Genomic DNA, 19915 nt, shown 5'->3' with positions numbered 1-19915 from the left:
CCATGAGCTATCTGCACTACGAGACCGGCGAGCCGATCGCCGACACCAAGGCCCCCGCGGGGCCCGTCGCCGAACGATGGGACCGCCGCCGGTTCGAAGCTCGGCTGGTCAACCCCGCCAACCGACGCAAACACACCGTGATCGTGGTGGGCACCGGCCTCGCGGGCGGGTCCGCCGGCGCCACCCTCGCCGAACAGGGGTACCACGTGGTCCAGTTCTGCTACCAGGACTCGCCGCGCCGTGCCCATTCCATCGCCGCCCAGGGCGGTATCAACGCCGCCAAGAACTACCGCAACGACGGCGACTCCGTGCAGCGCCTCTTCTACGACACCGTCAAGGGCGGTGACTTCCGAGCTCGCGAGTCCAACGTCCACCGCCTGGCGCAGATATCGGTCGAGATCATCGACCAGTGCGTCGCCCAGGGCGTACCGTTCGCCCGGGAGTACGGCGGCCTGCTCGACACCCGTTCGTTCGGCGGCGTCCAGGTCTCCCGCACCTTCTACGCCCGGGGCCAGACCGGACAGCAACTACTGCTCGGTGCCTACCAGGCGCTGAGCCGGCAGATCGCCGCCGGCAACGTGGAGATGCACCCCAGGACGGAGATGCTCGACCTGATCGTCATCGACGGGCGGGCACGCGGCATCGTCGCCCGGGACCTGATCACCGGGGAGATCGGTACCTGGTTCGGGGACGCGGTGGTGCTGGCATCGGGTGGCTACGGCAACGTCTTCTACCTGTCGACCAACGCGATGAACTCCAACGCGACGGCCGTGTGGCGTGCGCACCGGCGCGGAGCGTACTTCGCCAACCCCTGCTTCACCCAGATCCACCCGACCTGTATCCCGCGCACCGGTGACCACCAGTCCAAGCTGACCCTGATGAGCGAGTCGCTGCGGAACGACGGCCGGATCTGGGTGCCGAAGGCCAAGGGAGACTCGCGCCCGCCGCACACGATCCCCGAGGACGAGCGCGACTACTACCTGGAGCGGATCTACCCCTCCTTCGGCAACCTCGTCCCACGCGACATCGCCTCCCGCGCCGCGAAGAACGTCTGTGACGAGGGCCGCGGCGTCGGTCCCGGGGGCGAGGGGGTGTACCTCGACTTCGCCGACGCCATCGGCCGGATGGGCAGGGCGAAGGTCGAGGAGAGGTACGGCAATCTCTTCGACATGTACGAGCGGATCACCGCCGAGAGCCCCTACGAGGCGCCCATGCGCATCTACCCCGCCGTGCACTACACGATGGGCGGCCTCTGGGTCGACTACGACCTGCAGACCACCGTCCCGGGACTCTTCGCCATCGGCGAGGCCAACTTCTCCGACCACGGAGCCAACAGGCTCGGCGCGTCCGCACTGATGCAGGGGCTCGCCGACGGCTACTTCGTCCTCCCTGCGACGATCAACGACTACCTCGCCCGTCATCCGAACGCCGGCCCGGTCGACGCGTCCCACCCGGTGGTCACCGAGGTGCTCGCGGAGACGGAGGGCCGGCTGGCCCGGTTGTTGGCCGTCGACGGCGACCGCACCCCCGACTCCTTCCACCGAGAACTGGGGGAGGTCATGTGGGAGTTCTGCGGAATGTCGCGGACCGGGCAGGGACTGCGGAAGGCCCTCGACCGGATCCCGCAGATCCGCTCCGAGTTCTGGCGCCGCGTCAAGGTTCCCGGGACGGGAGAGGAGTTCAACCAGTCGCTGGAGAAGGCGAACCGCATCGTCGACTACCTGGAGCTCGCCGAACTGATGTGCCTCGACGCCCTGCACCGGTCGGAGTCGTGCGGCGGTCACTTCCGTGAGGAGTCCCGGACCCCGGAGGGCGAGGCGGCGCGGAAGGACGACGCATACACGTACGCGGCGGCGTGGGAGTTCTCCGGCACCGGTCGTGCGCCCGTCCTGCACAGGGAAAACCTCGTCTTCGAGTACGTCCACCCCACCCAACGGAGCTACGCATGAAGCTCACCCTGCGCGTCTGGCGCCAGAAGGACGCAGTCGCACCCGGTGCCATGGTCACCTACGAAGTGGACGGCATCTCGCCGGACATGTCGTTCCTCGACATGCTCGACACCCTCAACGAGGAACTCCTCCTCCGCGGTGAGGATCCCGTCGCCTTCGACCACGACTGCCGCGAAGGCATCTGCGGCGCCTGCTCGCTCGTCATCAATGGCGACGCGCACGGACCCGAGCGCACCACCACCTGCCAGCTCCACATGCGGTCCTTCACCGACGGCGAGACCGTCGACGTCGAGCCGTGGCGCGCCTCCGCCTTCCCCGTGGTGAAGGACCTGGTGGTGGACCGGTCGGCATTCGACCGGATCATCCAGGCCGGCGGATACGTCAGCGTGCCGACCGGGGCCGCTCCCGAGGCACACGCCACACCCGTCCCCAAGGCCGCTGCCGACTCCGCCTTCGAGCACGCGGAGTGCATCGGGTGCGGGGCCTGCGTGGCGGCCTGTCCCAATGGCTCGGCAATGTTGTTCACTTCGGCGAAGGTCAACCACTTGAATGTGCTCCCGCAGGGAGCACCGGAGCGGGAGACCCGGGTACTCGACATGGTCGAGGCGATGGACGAGGAGGGTTTCGGCGGCTGCACCCTCACCGGGGAGTGCGCAACTGCCTGTCCCAAGGGCATTCCGCTGCCGTCCATCGCAGCCATGAACAGGGAGTGGCTGCGAGCGGTGCGCAAGGTCGCCCGGTAGCGCGGTGGGGCGGCCACGGAAGCGGCCGTCCGCCACGCCGCGGTGCACGTCAGTCCGTGAACGACCCGTGGCGGCCGGCGCCGCCCGTGAAACGCGCGGCGCCGTTCCCCGTTTCGCCCTCGGTCAGCGGTACCAGCCCGTGCCGGTACTCACCGGCCAGTGCCTCGTGCTCGGGCAGACCGTGCTGTTCCCGTGCCGAGAGCCGATCGTGGCGCAGGCAGAGCTGGGGGAACGCCGCTATCCGGCGCGCGAGCTCCTCCGCGGCCGGACGGGCTTCTCCCGGGGGGACGAGCCGGTTCGCGAGGCCCATCTCGAATGCCTCGGCGGCGGGGACGGGCCGGCCGGTGAGGATCATGTCCATCGCGCGGCTCTCACCGATGAGTCGGGGCAGCCGCACGGTGCCGCCGTCGATCAGGGGCACCCCCCAGCGCCGGCAGAACACCCCGAAGACGGAGTTCTGTTCGGCCACGCGCAGATCGCACCAGAGCGCGAGCTCCAGCCCCCCGGCCACGGCGTGCCCGGAGACCGCGGCGATCACCGGTTTGCCCAGTCGCAAACGGGTGGAGCCCATGGGGCCGTCGCCGTCGAGCGTGACCTCGTTACCGCGATCGGTGCCGATGGCCTTGAGGTCGGCCCCGGCGCAGAACGTGCCCCCCTCGCCCCACAGTACGGCGACCGAGGCTCCGTCGTCCGCGTCGAACGTGCGGAAGGCGTCGACGAGGAGGGCGGCCGTCGGGCCGTCGACGGCGTTGCGCACCTCGGGGCGGCTGAGGACCACGGTGTACACGGGGCCGTCACGTTCGATCCGTACGGCGGGGGTTTCGTTCAACGCGCTTCCTCCGGGACGGTCGACGAAGAACCGGTGCGGGCCACCCTAGGGGCTGTCCGGCGGGAGAGGGCGGGCCGGACGGGAAGACCCTGTCGCCGGCGTATGTTTCAGACAGATTTCACCTGTGACACCGAGCACGTTTCGTAGCAGGTCCGCGAAGAATTTTCACGCAACCGTCACATGTGACGCAGATTTTGCATCCGCACGACCGTGAGCGCGGGTGGACTGCAAGATCAACTTCGTTCAACCCTGCACTTCGTATGGCGACATGTCCGTATGGTGCCCAACCCCTCCCCGGCGACTACTGCCCGACGGTGACCGGCCTGTAGTCATGGCCACGGCGGTGCCGACTGACCGACGGACCGCCGTCCGACCACACCTCACTGGGGGTTCCCGCATGTCCAGACTCACCCGTCGTCAAGCCCTGGGTGCCGCCGCCGGTGCCGCTGCCGGCCTCACGGTGGCCGGCGTCGCGTACGGCACCGCACAGGCCGCCGCGACGGAAGGGTCCGCCGCGCCCGCATCGTTCGACGAGGTCTACCTCGGCCGCCGCATACAGGGAGGGCCCTCCCACGGCGGTGGCCACCACGGTGCCCACGGCGGTCACGGCGGCGGCTACTCCGTGCGTATCGACGGCGACGAACTCCACGTCATGCAGAACGCCGACGGCACGTGGATCAGCGTCATCAACCACTACGAGCCGCACGTTTCGCCGCGCGCCATCGCGCGTGCCGCCGTCGTCGAACTCCAGGGCGCCACTCTCGTCCCGCTCGCCACTTCCTGATCCGGAGCACCACCGCCATGACCGTACGCAAGAACCAGGCCAACCTCAGCGCCCCCGAGAAGCGGAGGTTCGTCAACGCCCTCCTCGCCCTCAAGCGCAGCGGGCAGTACGACACCTTCGTCACCACTCACAACGCCTTCATCATGAGTGACACCGACAACGGGGACCGCGTCGGCCACCGCTCGCCCTCCTTCCTGCCCTGGCACCGCAGGTTCCTCATACAGTTCGAGCAGGCGTTACAGTCCGTCGATCCGTCGGTGGCGCTCCCGTACTGGGACTGGACGGCCGACCGGACCTCCGCCTCGTCACTCTGGGCCGCGGACTTCCTCGGCGGCACCGGGCGCAGCAGGGACGGACGCGTCATGGACGGCCCGTTCGCCGCTGCATCGGGCAACTGGCCCATCAACGTGCGCGTCGACGGCCGGGGGTACCTGCGGCGTGACCTCGCCGCCAACGGGCGCCAGTTGCCGACCAGGGCCGAGGTGGACACCGTCCTCGCCATGCAGGTCTACGACGCCGCGCCGTGGAACAGCGCCTCCGACGGATTCCGCAACCACCTCGAAGGCTGGCGCGGCGTCAACCTGCACAACCGCGTCCACGTCTGGGTCGGCGGACAGATGGTGACCGGAGTGTCGCCGAACGACCCGGTGTTCTGGATGCACCACGCGTTCGTCGACAAGCTGTGGTCGCAGTGGCAGAGACGCCACCCGGGCTCGCCCTACCTCCCCGCCGCGGGCACGCCGGACGTCGTCGACCTCCACGACACCATGCGCCCCTGGAACGACGTGACCCCGGCGGACATGCTCGACCACACCCGCCACTACACCTACGACCCGGCCGACTGAGCCGACCGCCGCGGGCACACCGCGGAGGGCGGCGCGGGCGGCTCCGGCTGCCCGCGCCACCAGCGGGACGCGCCCGGGGCGCGCCCTGGTTGCCGCCCGCCGTCCGACCCGCCCCGCGGGTCATCGTGGTGCTCCGGCCCTCCGCAGGCGGCGCCGCTCGCCACCGCGACCGCAGCGCGATCGGCATCCGGGCCGGACGGCGGGGCCGCCCCTATACCCTGTCTGACAAATGATCTACGGTCGTCGGACGCCTCTGCTTGACTGATCGCCCGTGTTTTGGGTGCTTGGTGCAGTCGTTCGAAGGGAAGCACCGTGGGCGTCGAGATAGAACTGCATGGCGACCGGCCAGCCCTGGACTGGGATCGGTCCAGGGGGACTTTGGTCCGTGGGTCGTACGAGCACGGCGACAAGCTGGCCGATGTGTTGCTCGGCTTGGACGAGACCCATGAAGGCAACCTTGCCCGTGTGGATCCTTACGGGGATACGTTGTTCAACGAGCAACAGGCGCAAGCTGCGCTGCGGGAGTTGCCTGATCTGTTGAAGCGGTGTTCGGGGCCGTCGCAGACGGCGGCCGTCCTTGACCTCGAGAGGCTGCTGCAGTCCTGCTCACAGACCCCAGGCAGCTACCTATGGTTTATCGGCGACTGATCATCCCCGTGTTTCACGAAGCCAGAGGACGGGTGACGCGGGTGAAGCTCGGCCCGATAGCGGCCAGCGAGCTTGTCCAAGCGGGTCGCGATGGCGCGGAACTGCTCCAGCCGGCTGGAACAGCGTTTGACCTCCCCCCGTTGCGTGGAGGTGCAACTGAAGGGGAAGTTGAAATTTCAAGCGTTTCGCTCGTCCTCCGGGCGAAAGAGGCGACGAAGTGACGATTGCCGGCTTCGTTGCCGACCAGCGGACCGGGCACGACGTTCCGCACACCGTTGCCTGTCGGGCGCTTGGGGTGTCGGAATCTGGTTCTGCACGTGGCGACGCCGCCCGTCGGAGCCGACGAAACGCGAGGTCCGTCGCGCGGCACTGGCCGAGCGGATCATCTGCTTCTTCAACGCATCCCCCCGGGCCGTCACAGGGGCGGCGTCGCACAGGCTGCAGGTCGAGTGTGTCGCCCTGTCAGCTGTAGTCGGCTGACGTTGCTGTCGGACGTTCACCTGTGTCTGTTGGCGTCGTGTGTTCGGTGTCGGGAAAGCGGGAGGGTGTGGCTTTGTGAGAGGTGATGCTGCCTGTCCATCCGAGTAGGAAGGCGGCCGGTACAGAGATCAGTCCGGGGGTGTGGAACGGGTACCAGGCGAAATCTGTTTCCGGCCACAGCGCGTACGTGGTCCCTGAGACTTCGGGTGAGAAGATGGTGAGCAGTGTGCACAGGGCGAGTCCGCAGTAGACGGACCACAGCAGACCTCTGCGGTTGAACTTCTGCCAGAAGAGGGAACAGATCAGTGCCGGGAAGATGCATGACGCTGCGACGTTGAGGGCGAAGTTGACCAGGAATTCCACCTGGTAGTGGTGTGTGGCGACGGACAGCGACAGTCCTGCGGTGCACAGGAGGACGACGGCCAGACGCAGGGTGCGTACCTCTGCTGTGTTGCTGTGACGACGCAGGCGTCGTGCGAACACGTCGCGAGTGAGGGAGACCGCTGCAGCGAACGCGACACTGGTCACGGCGGTGAAGACCGCGAGGAAGGTGACACATGCGATGGTGGTGATGAGTGCGACGCGTGCTGATGAGCCGTCATCGAGTACGTCGGAGGCCAGGAGGAGCAGGGACGACTGTCCGTTGCCGTCGGCGGCGCCGATGTTCTTGCTGCCCAGGAGAGCCGCTGATGCGAACCCGGTGGCGATCAGGAGGACGGTGAACATGCCGACCAGGGCCGATGCGATGCTGATCGAGCGCCGTGCCGCCGGCCCGGATCGGGAGGCGCCGATGCGCAGGAGCAGGTGGGGTGCCACCGCGGTGCCGAGGATCGCGATGATGTGCTCGCCGACACTGTTGAGTGGTCTGAGGCTGGTCCAGTAAGGCCATAGCCCGGGGCTCAGGTACTTGTCCGGTGCCAGGCTCCGGTTCACTGCGGCTCCCAGCAGGTGTCCCGGGTTCCACTCGAATCTCCTGAGCGCCAGCAGGGTGACCACTGCGAGTGTGATCAGGCAGAGGGGCACTTTGACGACCTGCATGAAGGTGATGCCTCTGAGGTCTCCGATGGCGGCGAAGCACGCGACGAGGAAGCCGATGAGGATCGTGCAGATCAGCTGGGCGGAGTCGGTGGGCATGCCGATCAGGAGGGAGACGCTGATGCCGGCGGCCCGCAGTTGGACGGTGAGTACCGGAAGGGTGATGGCCAAGGTCACCAGGGCGGCTGCGATCCTGGGGCCTGGGCCCGGTGCGCGGAGTGCGAAGAGTTCGCCGAGTGTGTAGCGCCCGGTGTTTCGTGTCCTCTGGGCGAGAAGCAGCATGACGCCCATGGTGAGGAGCACGTCGACGGCGACGGTGAAGCCGTCGTAGCCGAACAGTGCGATGCCGCCGGGGATCGCCAGCAGCGCGACGGCCGAGATTTGTTCGCCTGCCATGGCGAACCCGTTGACCGTGGGGGACAGGCGCCGGCCTGCGACGTAGAGCCGGTCCGGGTCGTCCTGGTGAGCTGCGACGAGTGCGAAGAGCCACAGCAGCGAACCGCTGACGAACAAGAGGAAGGCGATGATCACGGGCCGTCTGGCGTCGGAACCGATGGAGTCGAGCGCGCCCGTGCTGAGGAATTCCAGGGGCATCGCTTCACCACCCGTGCCTGTTGCCGCCACCGGAGGGTCCCCGGTTCCCGGGCTGGGGCGTGCCGGACGTCACGGGCTGTTCGAGGGGGTCGCAGGCGCGCGTGCATCGAAGCTCGTACCACCAGGTGCTGGTGACGAAGAGGACGCATTGCAGGAGGCCCCACACCACCCCGATGGTGAGGTGTCCGCCGACGCGCACGGAGGCCAGGTTTGTCGCGGGAAGCAGGGCGACGCTGACTGCGAGGGGAATCGCATTGACTGCCAGGAAGGTGCGTTGGGTGCCGTGCAGGGCCTCACGGAACGCGTTGCGTGGAGTTCGTGGGCCGTCGGCGGTTGTCGGGGTGAAGGGTGAGTGCACGGAAGTCTCCGGCGGGTGAGAGTGGGCGGCCACGACGCGCAGCTCTTGGGTGCGGAGGCGGAAGAGGGGAAGGTCTCTGCCGGCCGCGTCGTCGTGGATGTCGTGTGGTCAACGGCATGGAACGCATGGGGTCGAGACGAGGGGGAAGCGGGGGAGTACCCGTCCGAGGAGGGGACTTGGGTGCGCGGTGCTCGCCGCCCGGCCGAGGACGAGGTACTCGCAGCTGCGACCGGCCGGGCGGACTCGGCTGCGTTTCCACCAGGAGTGGGAGTGGGGCGGGGTGTCGGGGTGAGTTACGGGGCGGCTGTGCCGGACTCGGGGGTCGGGTGGCCGTGGCCGTAGGCGAAGAGAGGGTCTCCGGCGTCGCGGGGGACGTCCTCGCCGCCGTTGTCGACCTGCTCGGGAGTGCGGGGCAGCTCGACGGGGAGGGTGGCACCGCCACCGTTGCCGTCCAGGACCGCATCGAGGACGGCCCGGTCCGTCGCACCGAAGTCGCCGACGAGCTGGGCGTGTCCGGCCAGGCCCGTGAGGGTGGCGGGGCGTTCGAGGAAGACGTCGACCACGGTGGGGACGGCGTCGGCGATGGCCGCGACGTGGCCGATCTCGGGGTCGGTGTAGTGCAGGCGGCTCTGACGGAACAGCTGCTCGAACCCTCCTCCGCGAGGGTCGTGGGGTGCCTGGAGCCGCAGCACCGCCAGGTCGGCCTCGCTCGGGTGGTCGACGACCTGCGCGTAGCCGGCGGCCACCTGCGGGTGGATTCCCTCGACGTACAGCTTGGCGGGGCGCCGGCGGGGAACCCAGGGACGTGGCGAACGGCGCGATGATCTGCGGTCCGGCGTTGGCGATGTTGAGGATGCCCATGTCGTGTCCGGCATCGGAGCGGTCGGGCAGGACGAGGATCATGAGCGCGGTGTCCACGGCCAGGTAGACGCCGAACGCGGCGCCGTTGCAGGTGGCGAAGACGAGCATGGTCGTCCAGGTCGGGTCGGCCGGCGGGAGCAGCATCGACAGGCCTGCGGCGACGGCCGAGGCGCCCACGAAGACCTTGCGGCGGTCGAGCCGGTCCGACAGAGGTCCGCTGGCAGGCACCAGAAAACGATCAGCCGCGGTACTGTCGGGCTGAGGCCGAGCGAGACCAGGAACACCATCGCCAGGGCGGCGCCGCCGAGCAGCCACGGGTGACGGCGGCCGAACCGTGACCGGGGTGCGATCCGACAGCGCGCCGCCCAGAGGGCTGAACAGGGTGGCGATCACGGCGCTGACGCCGGTGACGAGGCCGAGCAGCATGACCTTGTTGGCGGCGTCGATGCGCTCGACCTGCAGCGGAAGCAGCACGCCGATGACGCCACCGTAGATCGCGAACAGGGCGGTGTTCGCGATCAGCAGCAGCCACAGCAGCCGCCGTGGGGAGGAGCGCGGATCTGCCAGGTCTGGGACCGTCGGGGTGACGGTGCTCATGCGGGGACCTTCTCGAGATGAGGACGGCGGGCGTCCCGGCGAGCCGAGGCACCTGGGATGCCGTGGGGCGTGGGTCAGTCCGCAGGGGGCCGGCCGGATTGGCGAGGGGAAGGCACGGAGGGGTGCCGGGTGCGGGCCCGCGCCGTGAGGCGTTCGGCCGTGAGGATGCCGAGCAGAGCGCACAGCGCGCTCCAAGGAGGAGCCGGGTTGGGAACGCCGAGCAGCCGGATCACCGCTCCGGCTGGTAGCCCGGCGGCGAACGTGACGGTGCATCGGCGCAGTCGGGCGGTCATGTGAGGCAGTCCGGCAGGCCGTATCCGACAAGCATGCCCGCCAGGCCGATCAGGCCGATGAGCGGTGGCGCGGGGGACCGCACCCGCAGCGCCGTGTACAGGACGCCGACGACCGCTCCCGCGCCGAACGACTGCACGCAGACGATCACGGGCAGGCCGGCCGAAGCGGTACGGACCCTGCCCGGCGGGGGCGGACGAGCCGGCCGGACGTGTCATGGGGTGCCCCGGAATTCCTCGTGGAGTCGGGGAAGGAAGGTGGCAAGGTGGTTCATCTCCGCGGCGCAGTGGTGGATCATGTCGGTGCCGATGGTGGCGGGTGTCAGCCGTGGCGCGGCTCTGGGGGCGAGGACGCGGCCGATCGCACGGCCCGGGGGCGAGGTGAGGGCGCGGGTGGCCAGGCCGGGTGGCAGGGCGTGGGCGGGCAGGTCCAGCAGTGCGCCGTCGCCGAGGAAGAACCGGGACCGCATCTCGGCACCGTCCTCGGTGGGCCTGACTTGGTGGACCAGCCATCCGAAAGCCAGCGGGTGGGAGCTGAGGCCGACGCGGGCGCAGATGTGGGTGGTCCCGGTGACGGGGGTGATACCCATCTTCTCGGGGTCCAGGAACCGGATCGCCAGCGGCTGCATCCGGCCGCCGATGTACTCGTCCACGTAGGAGACATTGCCGATGTACCGCTGCCGGTCGGTCAGGGTCAGGTCGGCGCCGCGGTCCAGGCCGAGCCTGCAGTACTGGTGGGCGTCCGGGTGCCACAGCTTGTACCGCGCGCTCTCCCGGCTGTGCCAGCCGAACCACCAGTCCCACATGTTCGCGGTGGCGCCGGGCATCGGGGTGTGGACGCAGACCATGACGCCCCCGCCGGGAAGGCGGGTCCAGCCGGTCTCCATGGCCTCGTACGCGGGCCGTGCCAGCCGGTCGGCGACCTCGTCGACCCCGTACCCGTACTCGGTCGGCGCCATCCCGCTGACCAGGGCGTGCACGACATGCTCCTGGACGGGTCGGGTCCGGGCCCGGAAATAGCTCGCGTACGGCTGGGCCCGGTCGGCCTCCCGGTAGCCCAGGTAGCGTGGTTCGCGGATGCCGCCGGCCGGTCTTGGCGCCCGGTCGGCGGCGCTGAGCTCGTATCTCATCGGGCTTCTCCCTCCCGGGTCCGCGCGGTGCGGACCGCGGCGCGGGCCGCGTCCAGCGGCGTGCCGAGCAGCAGCAGGTGGGTGAGGGCCACGTCGGCGGCGTCGCCACCCCAGCGATCGGTGGGCTCGGCGGACAGGAACATCAGCGCGGTGCTCTCCAGAGCCCGCGACAGCATCCCGGGATCGAGGTCGTTGCCGAAGACGCCGCGTTGCTGCCCGTGCCGGATCAGCTCGGCGACGACCGCGTTGAACGGCTCCATCGCCGATACCACGGCGTCGGGAGCACCCCGGCGGGCGAGCTCGACCACCACGGCGAACTCGCGTGCCGCACCCCAGGTGCGCAGCACCATCGCCGCCAGCTCCGCGTCGGGGTCATCGGCCGCGACGTCGATGGGCCCCAGGTGCGCGACGAACTGCTCCGCCCCTGCCCGGACCAGGTCCGCGACCAGGTCCTGCCGGGTCGGGAAGTGGCCGTACAGGGTGCGGCGCACCACCCCGGCCACTGCGGCGATGTCGTCCATGCTCGCGTCCGGGTCAGCGGCCAGCGCCTCCCTCGCGGCGGTCAGGATCGACAGCCGATTGCGTTCCCGGGCTCTCAGCGTCCGGTTCGTTGCAGCGGGCACTGCTCTGCCTCCTCTTGCCTGCGGATCCCTCCTATATTTACACGTGCTGAGCAAGTTTGCACAGTGTGTAAAATATTTCCTGGCTTGCCGCAGGGACCGTGCCGTCCCGGCATGGTGCGCGACACTGTGTGGTGCCTGACCGTCACAACACGTCGCAGCAGTCCACCTTGATGCGGTGGTCCGGCCCCACGCCCACGAGAAGACGGCGTCGGACCGAAGAGAGGCGTTCCGAGGGCAAGCCGTGCCCTTCCGGGCCGGCCCAGACGGCGCCGAGGGGACGGGTGACCGGAGCGCCGTCCTGGATGGGCCGGCAGGAGACACCGCAGCCACGTCGCCGCACTGGTGCGGGGACCGGCGCCATCGTCGTGTCAACGAGCGAACGCACCGCAGCGGGCATCCGCCGGCGCCGGATGCCCGCACACCGCAACACTCCGCCCTCCTCGCCCGGCGCCGTACGCGGTGACCGTTCGCAGCCCCTACTCCGGGCTGAAGGCGGGATGCCTCGGCCTGGCGGCCGGGCCTGCCGGCGGGGTGCTCTGGCTGCACCGCCCGGGCGAGCTGGGCGTGGTCGCGGAGAACGCGTCGTGGCCGGTGACGGCGCAGACGTGCTCGATCTGGATCTTGCCGCTGTTCAGGTCGCGTCGGCGGCGGGTGACCTTGATCGCCTGGGCGGCGTGCGGGAGCCGCAGCCGGCGCGGGTGTTCGTCGGTGGCCTCGGCGCGGGTGGGCGCGTCCATCCAATCGTTGAGGCGGTGCTGTGCCAACGGGAGGTCGGCGTGCAGCGCTTTCGCGAGTTATCTCGGCCGCAAATTGAGTGTCAGGCGGGCAAGTTGTCCGGGGATCCCGTGCCTTACCGGTATCCGAGGGGCCATCAGGCAAGTTTGGCACGTTCGGTGAGACCGGCCCCTTGGGGGTATCGGTACAGCGGTTCACGAAAACTGGTCTGGGACCGAGTGGGTCTGTGCGGGCCTCGACCCGCGATCCGCACTTCCCTGACCGGCGCACGGAGTTCGCCGGTCAGGGGCACCGGAACGCCTCTGCTCGCGGGACTTGCGAAGGTACTGGGGTGGTGTTGTCCTGAAAGAGAGGGGCATTGAGGAGAGTCATAACGCGTCGACGCGTCGGTCTCGTGGTCCGGCAAAGAGAGCTCATCTCGGCGAGAGTCGCTCATTCGGGCACGTGCGTGTGCCAACGAAGTGGTCGTAGTGCCGGCGGTGTGTATCCGCTCTCGCGGGACGGTCTGGACCCGGTCGCGGAAGCCTGCGCCCAGCTGTCCAGGCCCGTGCCTGCACGCCCTACGCATGGAAGAAGAATCGCGATGACACCGAGCCACGGGGGCATTCGCCCTCGGCATCCGCGGCTTGTCCTCACGGCCATGTCTGCTGAGGAAAGAGAACTGCGTCACTTCGTCACAGATGCACGCACACATCCGGAGAACTACCCGCCTCACGGCAACTCGGAAAAAGCTGTCATGCCGCCTGGGGTCCCGGACTTCAAGCTTTCGAGAGCGTTGATCGGAATAGCGCGTGCCCACAGCGAATTCTTGGCAGGCCTAGACAGGGAGAATGCCGAAAAGTACAAGCACCTCGGTCCTGACGGAACATCGGTTTCGGAACCTGGACAGCCGATGTGGCAGGCGGGGTACCACACTTGGCGGGCGGAAAACGTCGCCTTCGGATTCGACACCGCAGAGAAGGTTGTGCGTTTCTGGATGCAAGATGACGAGACGTGGGACTGGGATCATCGCAATGCCATCCTGTTTGATGACTGGTTTACCCCAGACGACATTCGCGAGGCTGGCTTCGGCTATTGTAAAGGTGGCCCATGGGTCCACTATTGGACGCTGGACATGGGCAGGAAAACGGGGCCGTTCTGATGTGGTCCGGGCCCGGGCGTGGCTTGCCGGCGGTGAGGGACCGCCCATCGCGAGCCGGCCCCAACAGGCCGGGGCCTGCGCTCGGCTCGAACCAGATCCGCTGCTGCGGCAGCCAGAACGCCGGCGTCCGTCGAACGTCGCGACCACCTCGGCGCCGACGGTTGGTACTCCAGCCGTAGATCGTGATCTTTATGCCCGGGCGGCTTGTCGTTGGTAGTGGCTGGTCTGGGATCGGGCCTGGTGGCGGCGTCGCCAGTGGGACCAGCTGATCCGGTGGGCTGTGCCGTGGACGGGTCGGATGACGACAGTGACGAACAGGCGCTGGATTTCGTTGCAGGTGAGCGATACGAGGGCGTCTGGTGCGGGGTGGCGGGCGTGTTCGTCGGCGCGGACGACTGGGAGGAAGGTGTGGGCGAGCATGGCGACGGTGATCCACCCGGCGCCAGGACATCCACCGCCTCACCTGGTGCTCGTCCAGTCCGGCCAGGCCCTTGCCGGACTGGAAGGTTTCCTCGACCGTCCATCGGCGTCCGGCCACGCGCACGAGGGTGGCCAGCGGGACGGCAGCGGTAGAAGGCGAGTTCGCCGGTGCGGCGATTGCGCCGGATCAGCAGTTGGTAGTGGCCGGGCCGGGTGTCGGTGATGTCGGCCACGGTCCGATCGTAGAGGCGCAGTCCCTTGGCTCCGGTGCCTGCGGAGCGTTGCTGCCAGGCCCGGTTGCGCAGCTTCTTGGCCAGGGCGTCGGCCCGGAGTTTCCCTGCGCGGGTGGGGATCTGATGGTCGCAGGCGACGGCGAGGACGTAGCCGGTCTGCCGGGCTTCCATCGCGGCGCGCAGGTGCGGGTTGGCGCCGTAGACCTCGTCACCGGTGACCCAGGCGACGCGGATGCCAGCGTCCGGGGTGCGAGTGATCAGCGCAGTGGCCAGAGCAGGCTTGGTGGCGAAGCCGATCTCGTCGGGGATCCCGGCTGCCTGGCAGCGGTCTGGTTCATCGGTCCACGAGCGCGGGATGTACAACTCCCGGTCGATCGCGGTGTGTCCGGCTGGAGTTGAGTAGACGAGGCAGACGGCGACCTGGGAGTTTTTCGATGCGGCCCGCGGTACCGGTGTACTGGCGCTGCACGCCCACGGTTTGGGTGCCCTTCTTCAGGTCGCCGGTCTCGTCGACGACCAGTACCGCATCCTGATCACCGAGATGCTCCACGACGTATCCGCGCAGGTCGTCGCGGGACCGCGTCCGCGTCCCACTTGGCCCGGGCCAGCAGGTGCTGCAGGCCGTCCGGCATGCTCAGCGATCGTCCGGCAATTCTTCCCTGGCAGGTCGGACAGCAGTCCCAGGACGAGGGATCGTGCGCGGCATTGCGCTTCGACCCGCACGAATCGGCCCGCGATCCGACCCATCAGGGCATCGAACATGCCCCGCCAGCGCGCGGGGTCTACGCTATGGCCTGCGGCCACCGCTTGATCTTCGTTTGTCCACACAACACACGATGATCACCGGTGCCGTACCTGCCCTCGCACTGCCCCTGACCAGCCACATCGAAGTCTACGGCTAGCGCATTATGATGGGTGTAGTGGTCGATCTCGACGCCTTTGGGGCGGAAGGGGTCATGATGACGCACGAGGGCGGACTGAGTCTGCACATGCAGCGTGTTCTCACCGCGCCCTGCTCAGTTGTATTCCGAGCCTTGACCCAACCAGAGGAACTGGCCAAGTGGTGGGGCCCTGACGGGTTCACCACCCCGAGCGTGGGAAGCGACCTTCGGCCAGGGGGCGGTTATCGGATCGCGATGCAGCCTCCGGAAGGCGATCTATTCTACTTGGTAGGGGAATTCCTTGAGGTCGACCCTCCGGAACGCCTGTCCTACACCTTCCGATGGCAGGATCCCGATCCCGAGGATCGGGAGACGGTAGTGACGCTTTCGCTTCGCGATATCGACGGTACGTCGGCGGAGCTGGTCTTCACCCAGGGTGACTTCGCAACTGAGCGACGACAAGCTCTCCACGAGGAAGGCTGGACTCAGGCTCTCAACAAGCTGGAAGAGCTGATGTCGTCGGCTGCGTCGCCTTGAGATCACTCCTCCCCGGGAGGGGCCTACCGGTGGCCGCACTGTCTTCACGCCGCGCTGACCAGAGATCACGATCTACGGCTGGAGTACGAGGCAGCCACCCGGGCCCCGGTCGCGCTCAGACCGGCGAGGCGGGCCAGCCGTCGGTACGAGTCGAGCAGCCCGTCGCGGTCGTGCGTGCTCGTCGTGACCAGCACCTCGTCCGCCCCGGTGTCCCCGATGGCCTCCTCCAGCGCGGCCGCGACCCGGTCCTCCGTGCCGTGGATGTGGCCGCGCAGGCCCGATGTGTAGAGCTCGCGCTCCTTCGCGGTCATCTCCAGCGTCTCCACCCGGGAGGCGGGCAGCAGCGGGGGAAAGGTGCCGTGCGTACGAGCGTGGGCCATCGACCACGCCTCGGGCAGCAGCAGGTGCCGGGCAGCGTCCTCGCTCTCCGCGACCGCGACCGTACCGGCCACTACGACGTACGGATCGGCCGACCAGGCCGAAGGGCGGAACTCCGTGCGATAGCGGTCCACCGCGCGGAGCAGCCGCTCTCGGCTCCTGAGGTCACCGACGACCAGGGGCACCCCGGCCGCAGCGGCGATGCCCGCTCCCTCCCCGGTGGCCAGGACGAACGGCGGTACCCGCAGCCCCTCCGACGGCCGGGCGTGCACCTGCGGGTGCTCTCCTGTGAAGTACCGCAGCAGCTCGTCGAGTTGAGAGGCGAAGTCCTCGGCATCCTCCTCGCTCCGACCGAGGGCCCGACGGACCCCGCCGGTGAAGCCGACCGAACGGCCGACGCCCATGTCGATCCGGCCCGGGAAGAGTGACTCCAGCACACCGAACTGCTCTGCCACCACGAGAGGTTGGTGATTGGGCAGCATCACCCCTCCGGTGCCGACCCGGACCGTCGAGGTCGCCGAGGCCACCGCCGCCGCGAGCACCGTCGGCGCGGAGCCGGCCACGCCGGGCACGCCGTGGTGCTCCGAGACCCAGAAGCGGTGGAACCCGAGGGACTCCACCTCCTGCGCGAGCCGCACGGTGTCGCGCAGCGCCTGCGGGCCGCCCTGCCCCTCACGGGTGCGGGACCGGTCCAGCACGGAGATCCGGGTCGAAACGAGCGCTCGTGTCACCCCAGCTGGAACGCCCGCCCGCCGCAGAAATTCCCGCCGGTGGTGCCTAGGGTGGGCCCGTGACCGACAAGAGCAGGCCGTTGGCCGTATTCGATCTGGACGGAACCCTCGCGGAGACCGGCCACCGGCAGCACCACCTCCTGCGCAGGCCGCGCGACTGGGACGCCTTCTTCGCCGCGGCGCCCGAGGACGTTCCGCTCGCGGAGGGCGTGAGGCTGCTCGCGAAGGCCGCCGAAGACTGCGAAGTGATGTACCTCACGGGAAGGCCGGAACGGTGCCGGAAGGCCACCACGGCCTGGTTGGAGGAGCACGGGCTGCCGAGGGGGAGGCTGTGGATGCGGCGCAACGACGACCGCAGACCCGCCCGGACGACCAAGCTGGAGGTCCTGCGGCGTCTCGGCGGCGAGCGGGAGATCCGGATGCTCGTCGACGACGACGAGCACGTCTGTGACGCCGCCGAGCGCGCCGGCTTCCGTGTGGTACGCGCACGGTGGGCGGGCACGTCGGTGGAGATGAAGGACGCGCAGCGGCGTCAGGGCCGCACCTGACGGCCCCCGCCGCCGTGCCGTGGGGGCCGGATGACCGGCCGCCGGGACCCGGCGCGGACACGTCCGCCGGCCGGCCCCCGGCCACGGCCGAACGGGTGACCGTCAGCCCCCGCCTTCGGCCTCCTCCAGCCGGAAGCCGACCTTCAGACCGACCTGGTAGTGCTCGACCTCGCCGTCCGCGATGTTGCCGCGGACCTGGGTCACCTCGAACCAGTCGAGACCCCTGAGCGTTTGGTTGGCGCGGGCGATGCCGTTGCGGATGGCCTGGTCGAGGCCCTCGTGCGAGGTGCCGACGATCTCGGTGACCCGGTAGGTGTGCTGGGACATGAGGCCCGTTCTCCTCTCCGCCGTGTCGCGGGTTGCCCCTCCACGGTGCCCCAGCCCGTCCCGCTCCGCGAGGCGTCGCGGGCGGACCCGGGACGCACACGTAGCGCGATCGGGACACACACCCCCGGCCGCACCGGGAGAGTCCTGCCCGCTGGGCCCGGCCGGTGCCGCGGCCCCGAGCCGGGCGGGCCGCACGGAGTCGCCCGCCATTCAGACGGCGCACATTCAGGCTCCGCACGGCCGTCATGTCGAATCCAGCCGGACACGGAATGAGTTAGGGGCCGGACCGCCCACAGGCGCGGTCCACCCCACCGTCCGGCAGAGGAGACCGCCATGCCCGCATCGCCAGCCGTCGTCCCCGCCCCGCTGCTGTCCGCCGAACCTCGCTACGTGGTGTGCCTCGCTCGCGACCAGGACGACGTACGGGCGGCGCAGCGGCTGCGCCACCAGGTGTTCGCCGGCGAAATGGGCGCCCGGCTCGACGGGCCGGAACCCGGCCTCGACACCGACGCGTTCGACGCGTACTGCGACCACCTGCTGGTCCGTCACGAGGACACCGGCGAGGTCGTCGGGACGTACCGGTTGCTGCCGCCCGAGCGGGCCCGGGTCGCGGGCCGGCTCTACGCCGAGACGGAGTTCGACATCACCCGGCTCGCCCCCATCCGCGACGACCTTGTCGAGGTCGGCCGTTCCTGCGTCCACCCCGCCCACCGCAACGGCGCCGTCATCGCGCTCATCTGGGCCGGGCTCGCCCGCTACATGACCCGCACCGGCCACACCTGGCTGGCCGGGTGCTGCTCCCTCCCGCTCGCCGACGGCGGTGCCGTCGCCGCCGCCACCTGGGACACGGTCAGGACAAAGCACCTCGCGCCGGAGGAGTACTGGGTCACCCCGCACAAGCTCTGGAGCGCTGACGGCATCACCAGGCCCACCGGACGCACCGACCTCCCGGCGCTGCTGCGCGGCTACCTGCGGCTCGGGGCGTGGGTCTGCGGAGCGCCCGCCCACGACCCGGACTTCGGCGTCGCCGACCTCTACGTCCTGCTGTCGCTGCGCCGCACCGATCCGCGATACCTGCGCCACTTCCTCTCGCTGGCCCCGGTGACATGAGCGTCTGGATGCCCACCGCGCCCTGCACCCCGGACCGTTGCGCGAGCACGCGGTGGCCGCGTGTCGGGCGGTTGCGGGCAACGGCCCGCCTCATCGCGGGAACGGCCGCTGTGCTCACCGGAGTGCTGCTGTCACCCTTGGTGGTTCCGGTGGGCCGGGCGGGCCGTGCCCGCCTGGCCAGTCTGTGGGCCCGTGCGGTCATCCGCGCCTTCGGGGTACGGCTGCTGATCACCGATCCGCCGGCATGCGGGTCCGCTCCGGCGTTCCGAACCGTCGCCCTGCCCGAGGCCGGCACGCCGGGGACGCTGGTCGTCGCGAACCACGTGTCGTGGCTGGACGTACCCCTCGTGGCCGCTGCCCTGCCCGGACGGATGCTGGCCAAGCGCGAGATCAGACGGTGGCCGCTGCTCGGGCCGCTGGCCGCCCGGGGCGGGACGCTCTTCGTGGACCGGGACAGGCTGCGTGCGCTGCCCGCGGTGGTCCGGGCCCTTGCGGAGGCACTCGGCGGAGGGGGGCGCGTCATCGTCTTCCCCGAAGGATCCACCTGGTGTGGGCGCGGAAGGGGACGCTTCCGCAACGCGGCGTTCCAGGCGGCGCTCGACGCCGGGGCCGACGTCCAGCCCGTCCGCATCGGCTACCGCCCTACCGGCGCCGCTGCCTTCGTCGGGGACGATTCCCTGGGCGCGTCAGTGTGGCGGGTCGTGACCACCCGGGGGCTCACCGCGGAGCTCACGGTCCTCCCGGCGCTCCCCGCCGGAACGCACGCCCACCGCCGCTCACTGGCCCGTGCGGCGCAGCACGCGGTCAACCTGCCCGTCGACCCCGGTACGGGTGCCGGTAGCGCCCCGACCGGTTTTGGGCAGCTACCCGGGACCCCCGACGCGGACGCCGCGCATCGTGGTGGGGACGAGGCCGAACCCGCTCCGCACGCGGCCAACGGGGGACCGCGCCCAGCCGTCCTGGCGGGTACCGGGCCCCGGGGGGGGCGCCAACAAACACCCAAAAACCACCCCCCCCCCCCTTTTTCCTGAACCCCCCCCACCCCCCCCCCCCAAGAAACCCCCCACCCCCCCCCCCCCCCCCCCCCCCCCCCCCCCCCCCCTCCCCG

At 69.7% G+C, this 19915-nt stretch carries 19 protein-coding genes and 3 pseudogenes; 10 read left to right on the top strand and 12 right to left on the bottom strand.

Annotated features, from left to right (window positions below; translation table 11 throughout):
* Nucleotides 1–2 precede the first annotated feature (2 nt).
* Complete coding sequence (locus ACFXOM_RS25645; protein WP_385039478.1) at nucleotides 3–1949, top strand: fumarate reductase/succinate dehydrogenase flavoprotein subunit; 1947 nt, start codon at nucleotides 3–5, stop codon at nucleotides 1947–1949.
* The gene (locus tag ACFXOM_RS25640; protein WP_384946982.1) at nucleotides 1946–2692 is read left to right on the top strand and encodes a succinate dehydrogenase/fumarate reductase iron-sulfur subunit; all 747 of its coding nucleotides are present in this window, start codon (nucleotides 1946–1948) and stop codon (nucleotides 2690–2692) included. Before ACFXOM_RS25645 ends, ACFXOM_RS25640 begins: the two co-directional genes overlap by 4 nt.
* A gap of 49 nt (nucleotides 2693–2741) precedes the next feature.
* Here ACFXOM_RS25640 and ACFXOM_RS25635 read toward each other — a convergent pair whose 3' ends face one another.
* Nucleotides 2742–3521, bottom strand: coding sequence for a crotonase/enoyl-CoA hydratase family protein (locus ACFXOM_RS25635; protein ID WP_385039476.1), 780 nt, complete (start codon nucleotides 3519–3521; stop codon nucleotides 2742–2744).
* 397 nt (nucleotides 3522–3918) lie between these two features.
* On the opposite strand from ACFXOM_RS25635, the gene ACFXOM_RS25630 reads away from it, so the two are divergent.
* From ACFXOM_RS25630 to ACFXOM_RS25620, 3 genes are all read left to right on the top strand, one after another.
* On the top strand, nucleotides 3919–4305 hold the full coding sequence (locus tag ACFXOM_RS25630) for a tyrosinase cofactor (RefSeq protein WP_384941828.1): 387 nt from the start codon (nucleotides 3919–3921) through the stop codon (nucleotides 4303–4305).
* A 17-nt stretch (nucleotides 4306–4322) separates the two neighbouring features.
* The gene (locus ACFXOM_RS25625; protein WP_384941830.1) at nucleotides 4323–5150 is read left to right on the top strand and encodes a tyrosinase family protein; all 828 of its coding nucleotides are present in this window, start codon (nucleotides 4323–4325) and stop codon (nucleotides 5148–5150) included.
* 312 nt (nucleotides 5151–5462) lie between these two features.
* The gene (locus ACFXOM_RS25620; RefSeq protein WP_384941832.1) at nucleotides 5463–5798 is read left to right on the top strand and encodes a hypothetical protein; all 336 of its coding nucleotides are present in this window, start codon (nucleotides 5463–5465) and stop codon (nucleotides 5796–5798) included.
* Here ACFXOM_RS25620 and ACFXOM_RS25615 read toward each other — a convergent pair.
* The 8 genes and pseudogenes from ACFXOM_RS25615 to ACFXOM_RS25580 form a co-directional block, all read right to left on the bottom strand.
* A pseudogene (locus ACFXOM_RS25615) lies at nucleotides 5799–5938 on the bottom strand (IS5/IS1182 family transposase); the annotation flags it as partial.
* Between the two features lie 322 nt (nucleotides 5939–6260).
* Nucleotides 6261–7907, bottom strand: coding sequence for a cation acetate symporter (locus ACFXOM_RS25610; RefSeq protein ID WP_385039473.1), 1647 nt, complete (start codon nucleotides 7905–7907; stop codon nucleotides 6261–6263).
* A gap of 651 nt (nucleotides 7908–8558) precedes the next feature.
* Nucleotides 8559–9011 carry a hypothetical protein gene (locus tag ACFXOM_RS25605; protein ID WP_385039471.1) on the bottom strand — a complete coding sequence of 151 codons (453 nt, stop codon included), beginning with the start codon at nucleotides 9009–9011 and terminating at the stop codon, nucleotides 8559–8561.
* Nucleotides 9012–9078: 67 nt separating this feature from the next.
* Nucleotides 9079–9552 (bottom strand): annotated as a pseudogene (locus ACFXOM_RS25600) (MFS transporter); the annotation flags it as partial.
* A gap of 460 nt (nucleotides 9553–10012) precedes the next feature.
* Entirely contained in the window at nucleotides 10013–10153 is a 141-nt protein-coding gene (locus ACFXOM_RS25595; RefSeq protein ID WP_384941838.1) for a DUF1427 family protein, read from the bottom strand.
* A gap of 75 nt (nucleotides 10154–10228) precedes the next feature.
* A complete protein-coding gene (locus tag ACFXOM_RS25590; RefSeq protein WP_385039468.1) occupies nucleotides 10229–11143 on the bottom strand; it encodes a DAPG hydrolase family protein in 915 nt (304 codons plus the stop codon).
* Nucleotides 11140–11766: a TetR/AcrR family transcriptional regulator gene (locus ACFXOM_RS25585; protein ID WP_384941842.1), complete on the bottom strand. Its 627-nt coding sequence runs from the start codon at nucleotides 11764–11766 to the stop codon at nucleotides 11140–11142. The genes ACFXOM_RS25590 and ACFXOM_RS25585 overlap by 4 nt, the downstream gene beginning before the upstream one ends.
* Before the next feature lie 476 nt (nucleotides 11767–12242).
* Nucleotides 12243–12503 carry a hypothetical protein gene (locus ACFXOM_RS25580; RefSeq protein WP_384941844.1) on the bottom strand — a complete coding sequence of 87 codons (261 nt, stop codon included), beginning with the start codon at nucleotides 12501–12503 and terminating at the stop codon, nucleotides 12243–12245.
* A gap of 638 nt (nucleotides 12504–13141) precedes the next feature.
* Here ACFXOM_RS25580 and ACFXOM_RS25575 point away from each other — a divergent pair.
* On the top strand, nucleotides 13142–13642 hold the full coding sequence (locus ACFXOM_RS25575) for a CAP domain-containing protein (RefSeq protein ID WP_385039465.1): 501 nt from the start codon (nucleotides 13142–13144) through the stop codon (nucleotides 13640–13642).
* Nucleotides 13643–13831: 189 nt separating this feature from the next.
* Here ACFXOM_RS25575 and ACFXOM_RS25570 read toward each other — a convergent pair.
* Nucleotides 13832–15042 (bottom strand): annotated as a pseudogene (locus tag ACFXOM_RS25570) (IS701 family transposase).
* Nucleotides 15043–15215: 173 nt separating this feature from the next.
* On the opposite strand from ACFXOM_RS25570, the gene ACFXOM_RS25565 reads away from it, so the two are divergent.
* Nucleotides 15216–15713 carry an SRPBCC domain-containing protein gene (locus ACFXOM_RS25565; protein ID WP_384941845.1) on the top strand — a complete coding sequence of 166 codons (498 nt, stop codon included), beginning with the start codon at nucleotides 15216–15218 and terminating at the stop codon, nucleotides 15711–15713.
* 65 nt (nucleotides 15714–15778) lie between these two features.
* Here the strand turns inward: ACFXOM_RS25565 and ACFXOM_RS25560 are convergent, their stop codons facing one another.
* Nucleotides 15779–16822 carry an MsnO8 family LLM class oxidoreductase gene (locus tag ACFXOM_RS25560; RefSeq protein ID WP_384941847.1) on the bottom strand — a complete coding sequence of 348 codons (1044 nt, stop codon included), beginning with the start codon at nucleotides 16820–16822 and terminating at the stop codon, nucleotides 15779–15781.
* Nucleotides 16823–16881: 59 nt separating this feature from the next.
* Here ACFXOM_RS25560 and ACFXOM_RS25555 point away from each other — a divergent pair, with 59 nt between their 5' ends.
* On the top strand, nucleotides 16882–17370 hold the full coding sequence (locus ACFXOM_RS25555; RefSeq protein WP_384941849.1) for a hypothetical protein: 489 nt from the start codon (nucleotides 16882–16884) through the stop codon (nucleotides 17368–17370).
* Between the two features lie 102 nt (nucleotides 17371–17472).
* Here the strand turns inward: ACFXOM_RS25555 and ACFXOM_RS25550 are convergent, their stop codons facing one another.
* Nucleotides 17473–17697, bottom strand: coding sequence for a dodecin (locus ACFXOM_RS25550; protein ID WP_384941851.1), 225 nt, complete (start codon nucleotides 17695–17697; stop codon nucleotides 17473–17475).
* 333 nt (nucleotides 17698–18030) lie between these two features.
* Here ACFXOM_RS25550 and ACFXOM_RS25545 point away from each other — a divergent pair, with 333 nt between their 5' ends.
* Entirely contained in the window at nucleotides 18031–18807 is a 777-nt protein-coding gene (locus ACFXOM_RS25545) for a GNAT family N-acetyltransferase (RefSeq protein ID WP_384941852.1), read from the top strand.
* Nucleotides 18808–18929: 122 nt separating this feature from the next.
* Entirely contained in the window at nucleotides 18930–19838 is a 909-nt protein-coding gene (locus ACFXOM_RS25540; RefSeq protein WP_385039462.1) for a lysophospholipid acyltransferase family protein, read from the top strand.
* The last annotated feature ends 77 nt before the right edge of the window (nucleotides 19839–19915 follow it).

This window comes from Streptomyces sp. NPDC059169, assembly GCF_042755225.1.
Lineage (GTDB): Bacteria > Actinomycetota > Actinomycetes > Streptomycetales > Streptomycetaceae > Streptomyces.
Note: the sequence above shows the minus strand (reverse complement) of the source record. Positions and strands in the feature narration are given on the sequence as shown.

What these genes read in the sequence shown, in the direction of transcription:
- ACFXOM_RS25575 (WP_385039465.1), top strand. Translation starts at nt 13,142, where the DNA reads ATGTCTGCTGAGGAAAGAGAACTGCGTCACTTCGTCACAGATGCACGC.
- ACFXOM_RS25580 (WP_384941844.1), bottom strand. Translation starts at nt 12,503, where the DNA reads ATGGACGCGCCCACCCGCGCCGAGGCCACCGACGAACACCCGCGCCGG.
- ACFXOM_RS25640 (WP_384946982.1), top strand. Translation starts at nt 1,946, where the DNA reads ATGAAGCTCACCCTGCGCGTCTGGCGCCAGAAGGACGCAGTCGCACCC.
- ACFXOM_RS25625 (WP_384941830.1), top strand. Translation starts at nt 4,323, where the DNA reads ATGACCGTACGCAAGAACCAGGCCAACCTCAGCGCCCCCGAGAAGCGG.
- ACFXOM_RS25545 (WP_384941852.1), top strand. Translation starts at nt 18,031, where the DNA reads ATGCCCGCATCGCCAGCCGTCGTCCCCGCCCCGCTGCTGTCCGCCGAA.
- ACFXOM_RS25550 (WP_384941851.1), bottom strand. Translation starts at nt 17,697, where the DNA reads ATGTCCCAGCACACCTACCGGGTCACCGAGATCGTCGGCACCTCGCAC.
- ACFXOM_RS25610 (WP_385039473.1), bottom strand. Translation starts at nt 7,907, where the DNA reads ATGCCCCTGGAATTCCTCAGCACGGGCGCGCTCGACTCCATCGGTTCC.
- ACFXOM_RS25590 (WP_385039468.1), bottom strand. Translation starts at nt 11,143, where the DNA reads ATGAGATACGAGCTCAGCGCCGCCGACCGGGCGCCAAGACCGGCCGGC.
- ACFXOM_RS25630 (WP_384941828.1), top strand. Translation starts at nt 3,919, where the DNA reads ATGTCCAGACTCACCCGTCGTCAAGCCCTGGGTGCCGCCGCCGGTGCC.
- ACFXOM_RS25645 (WP_385039478.1), top strand. Translation starts at nt 3, where the DNA reads ATGAGCTATCTGCACTACGAGACCGGCGAGCCGATCGCCGACACCAAG.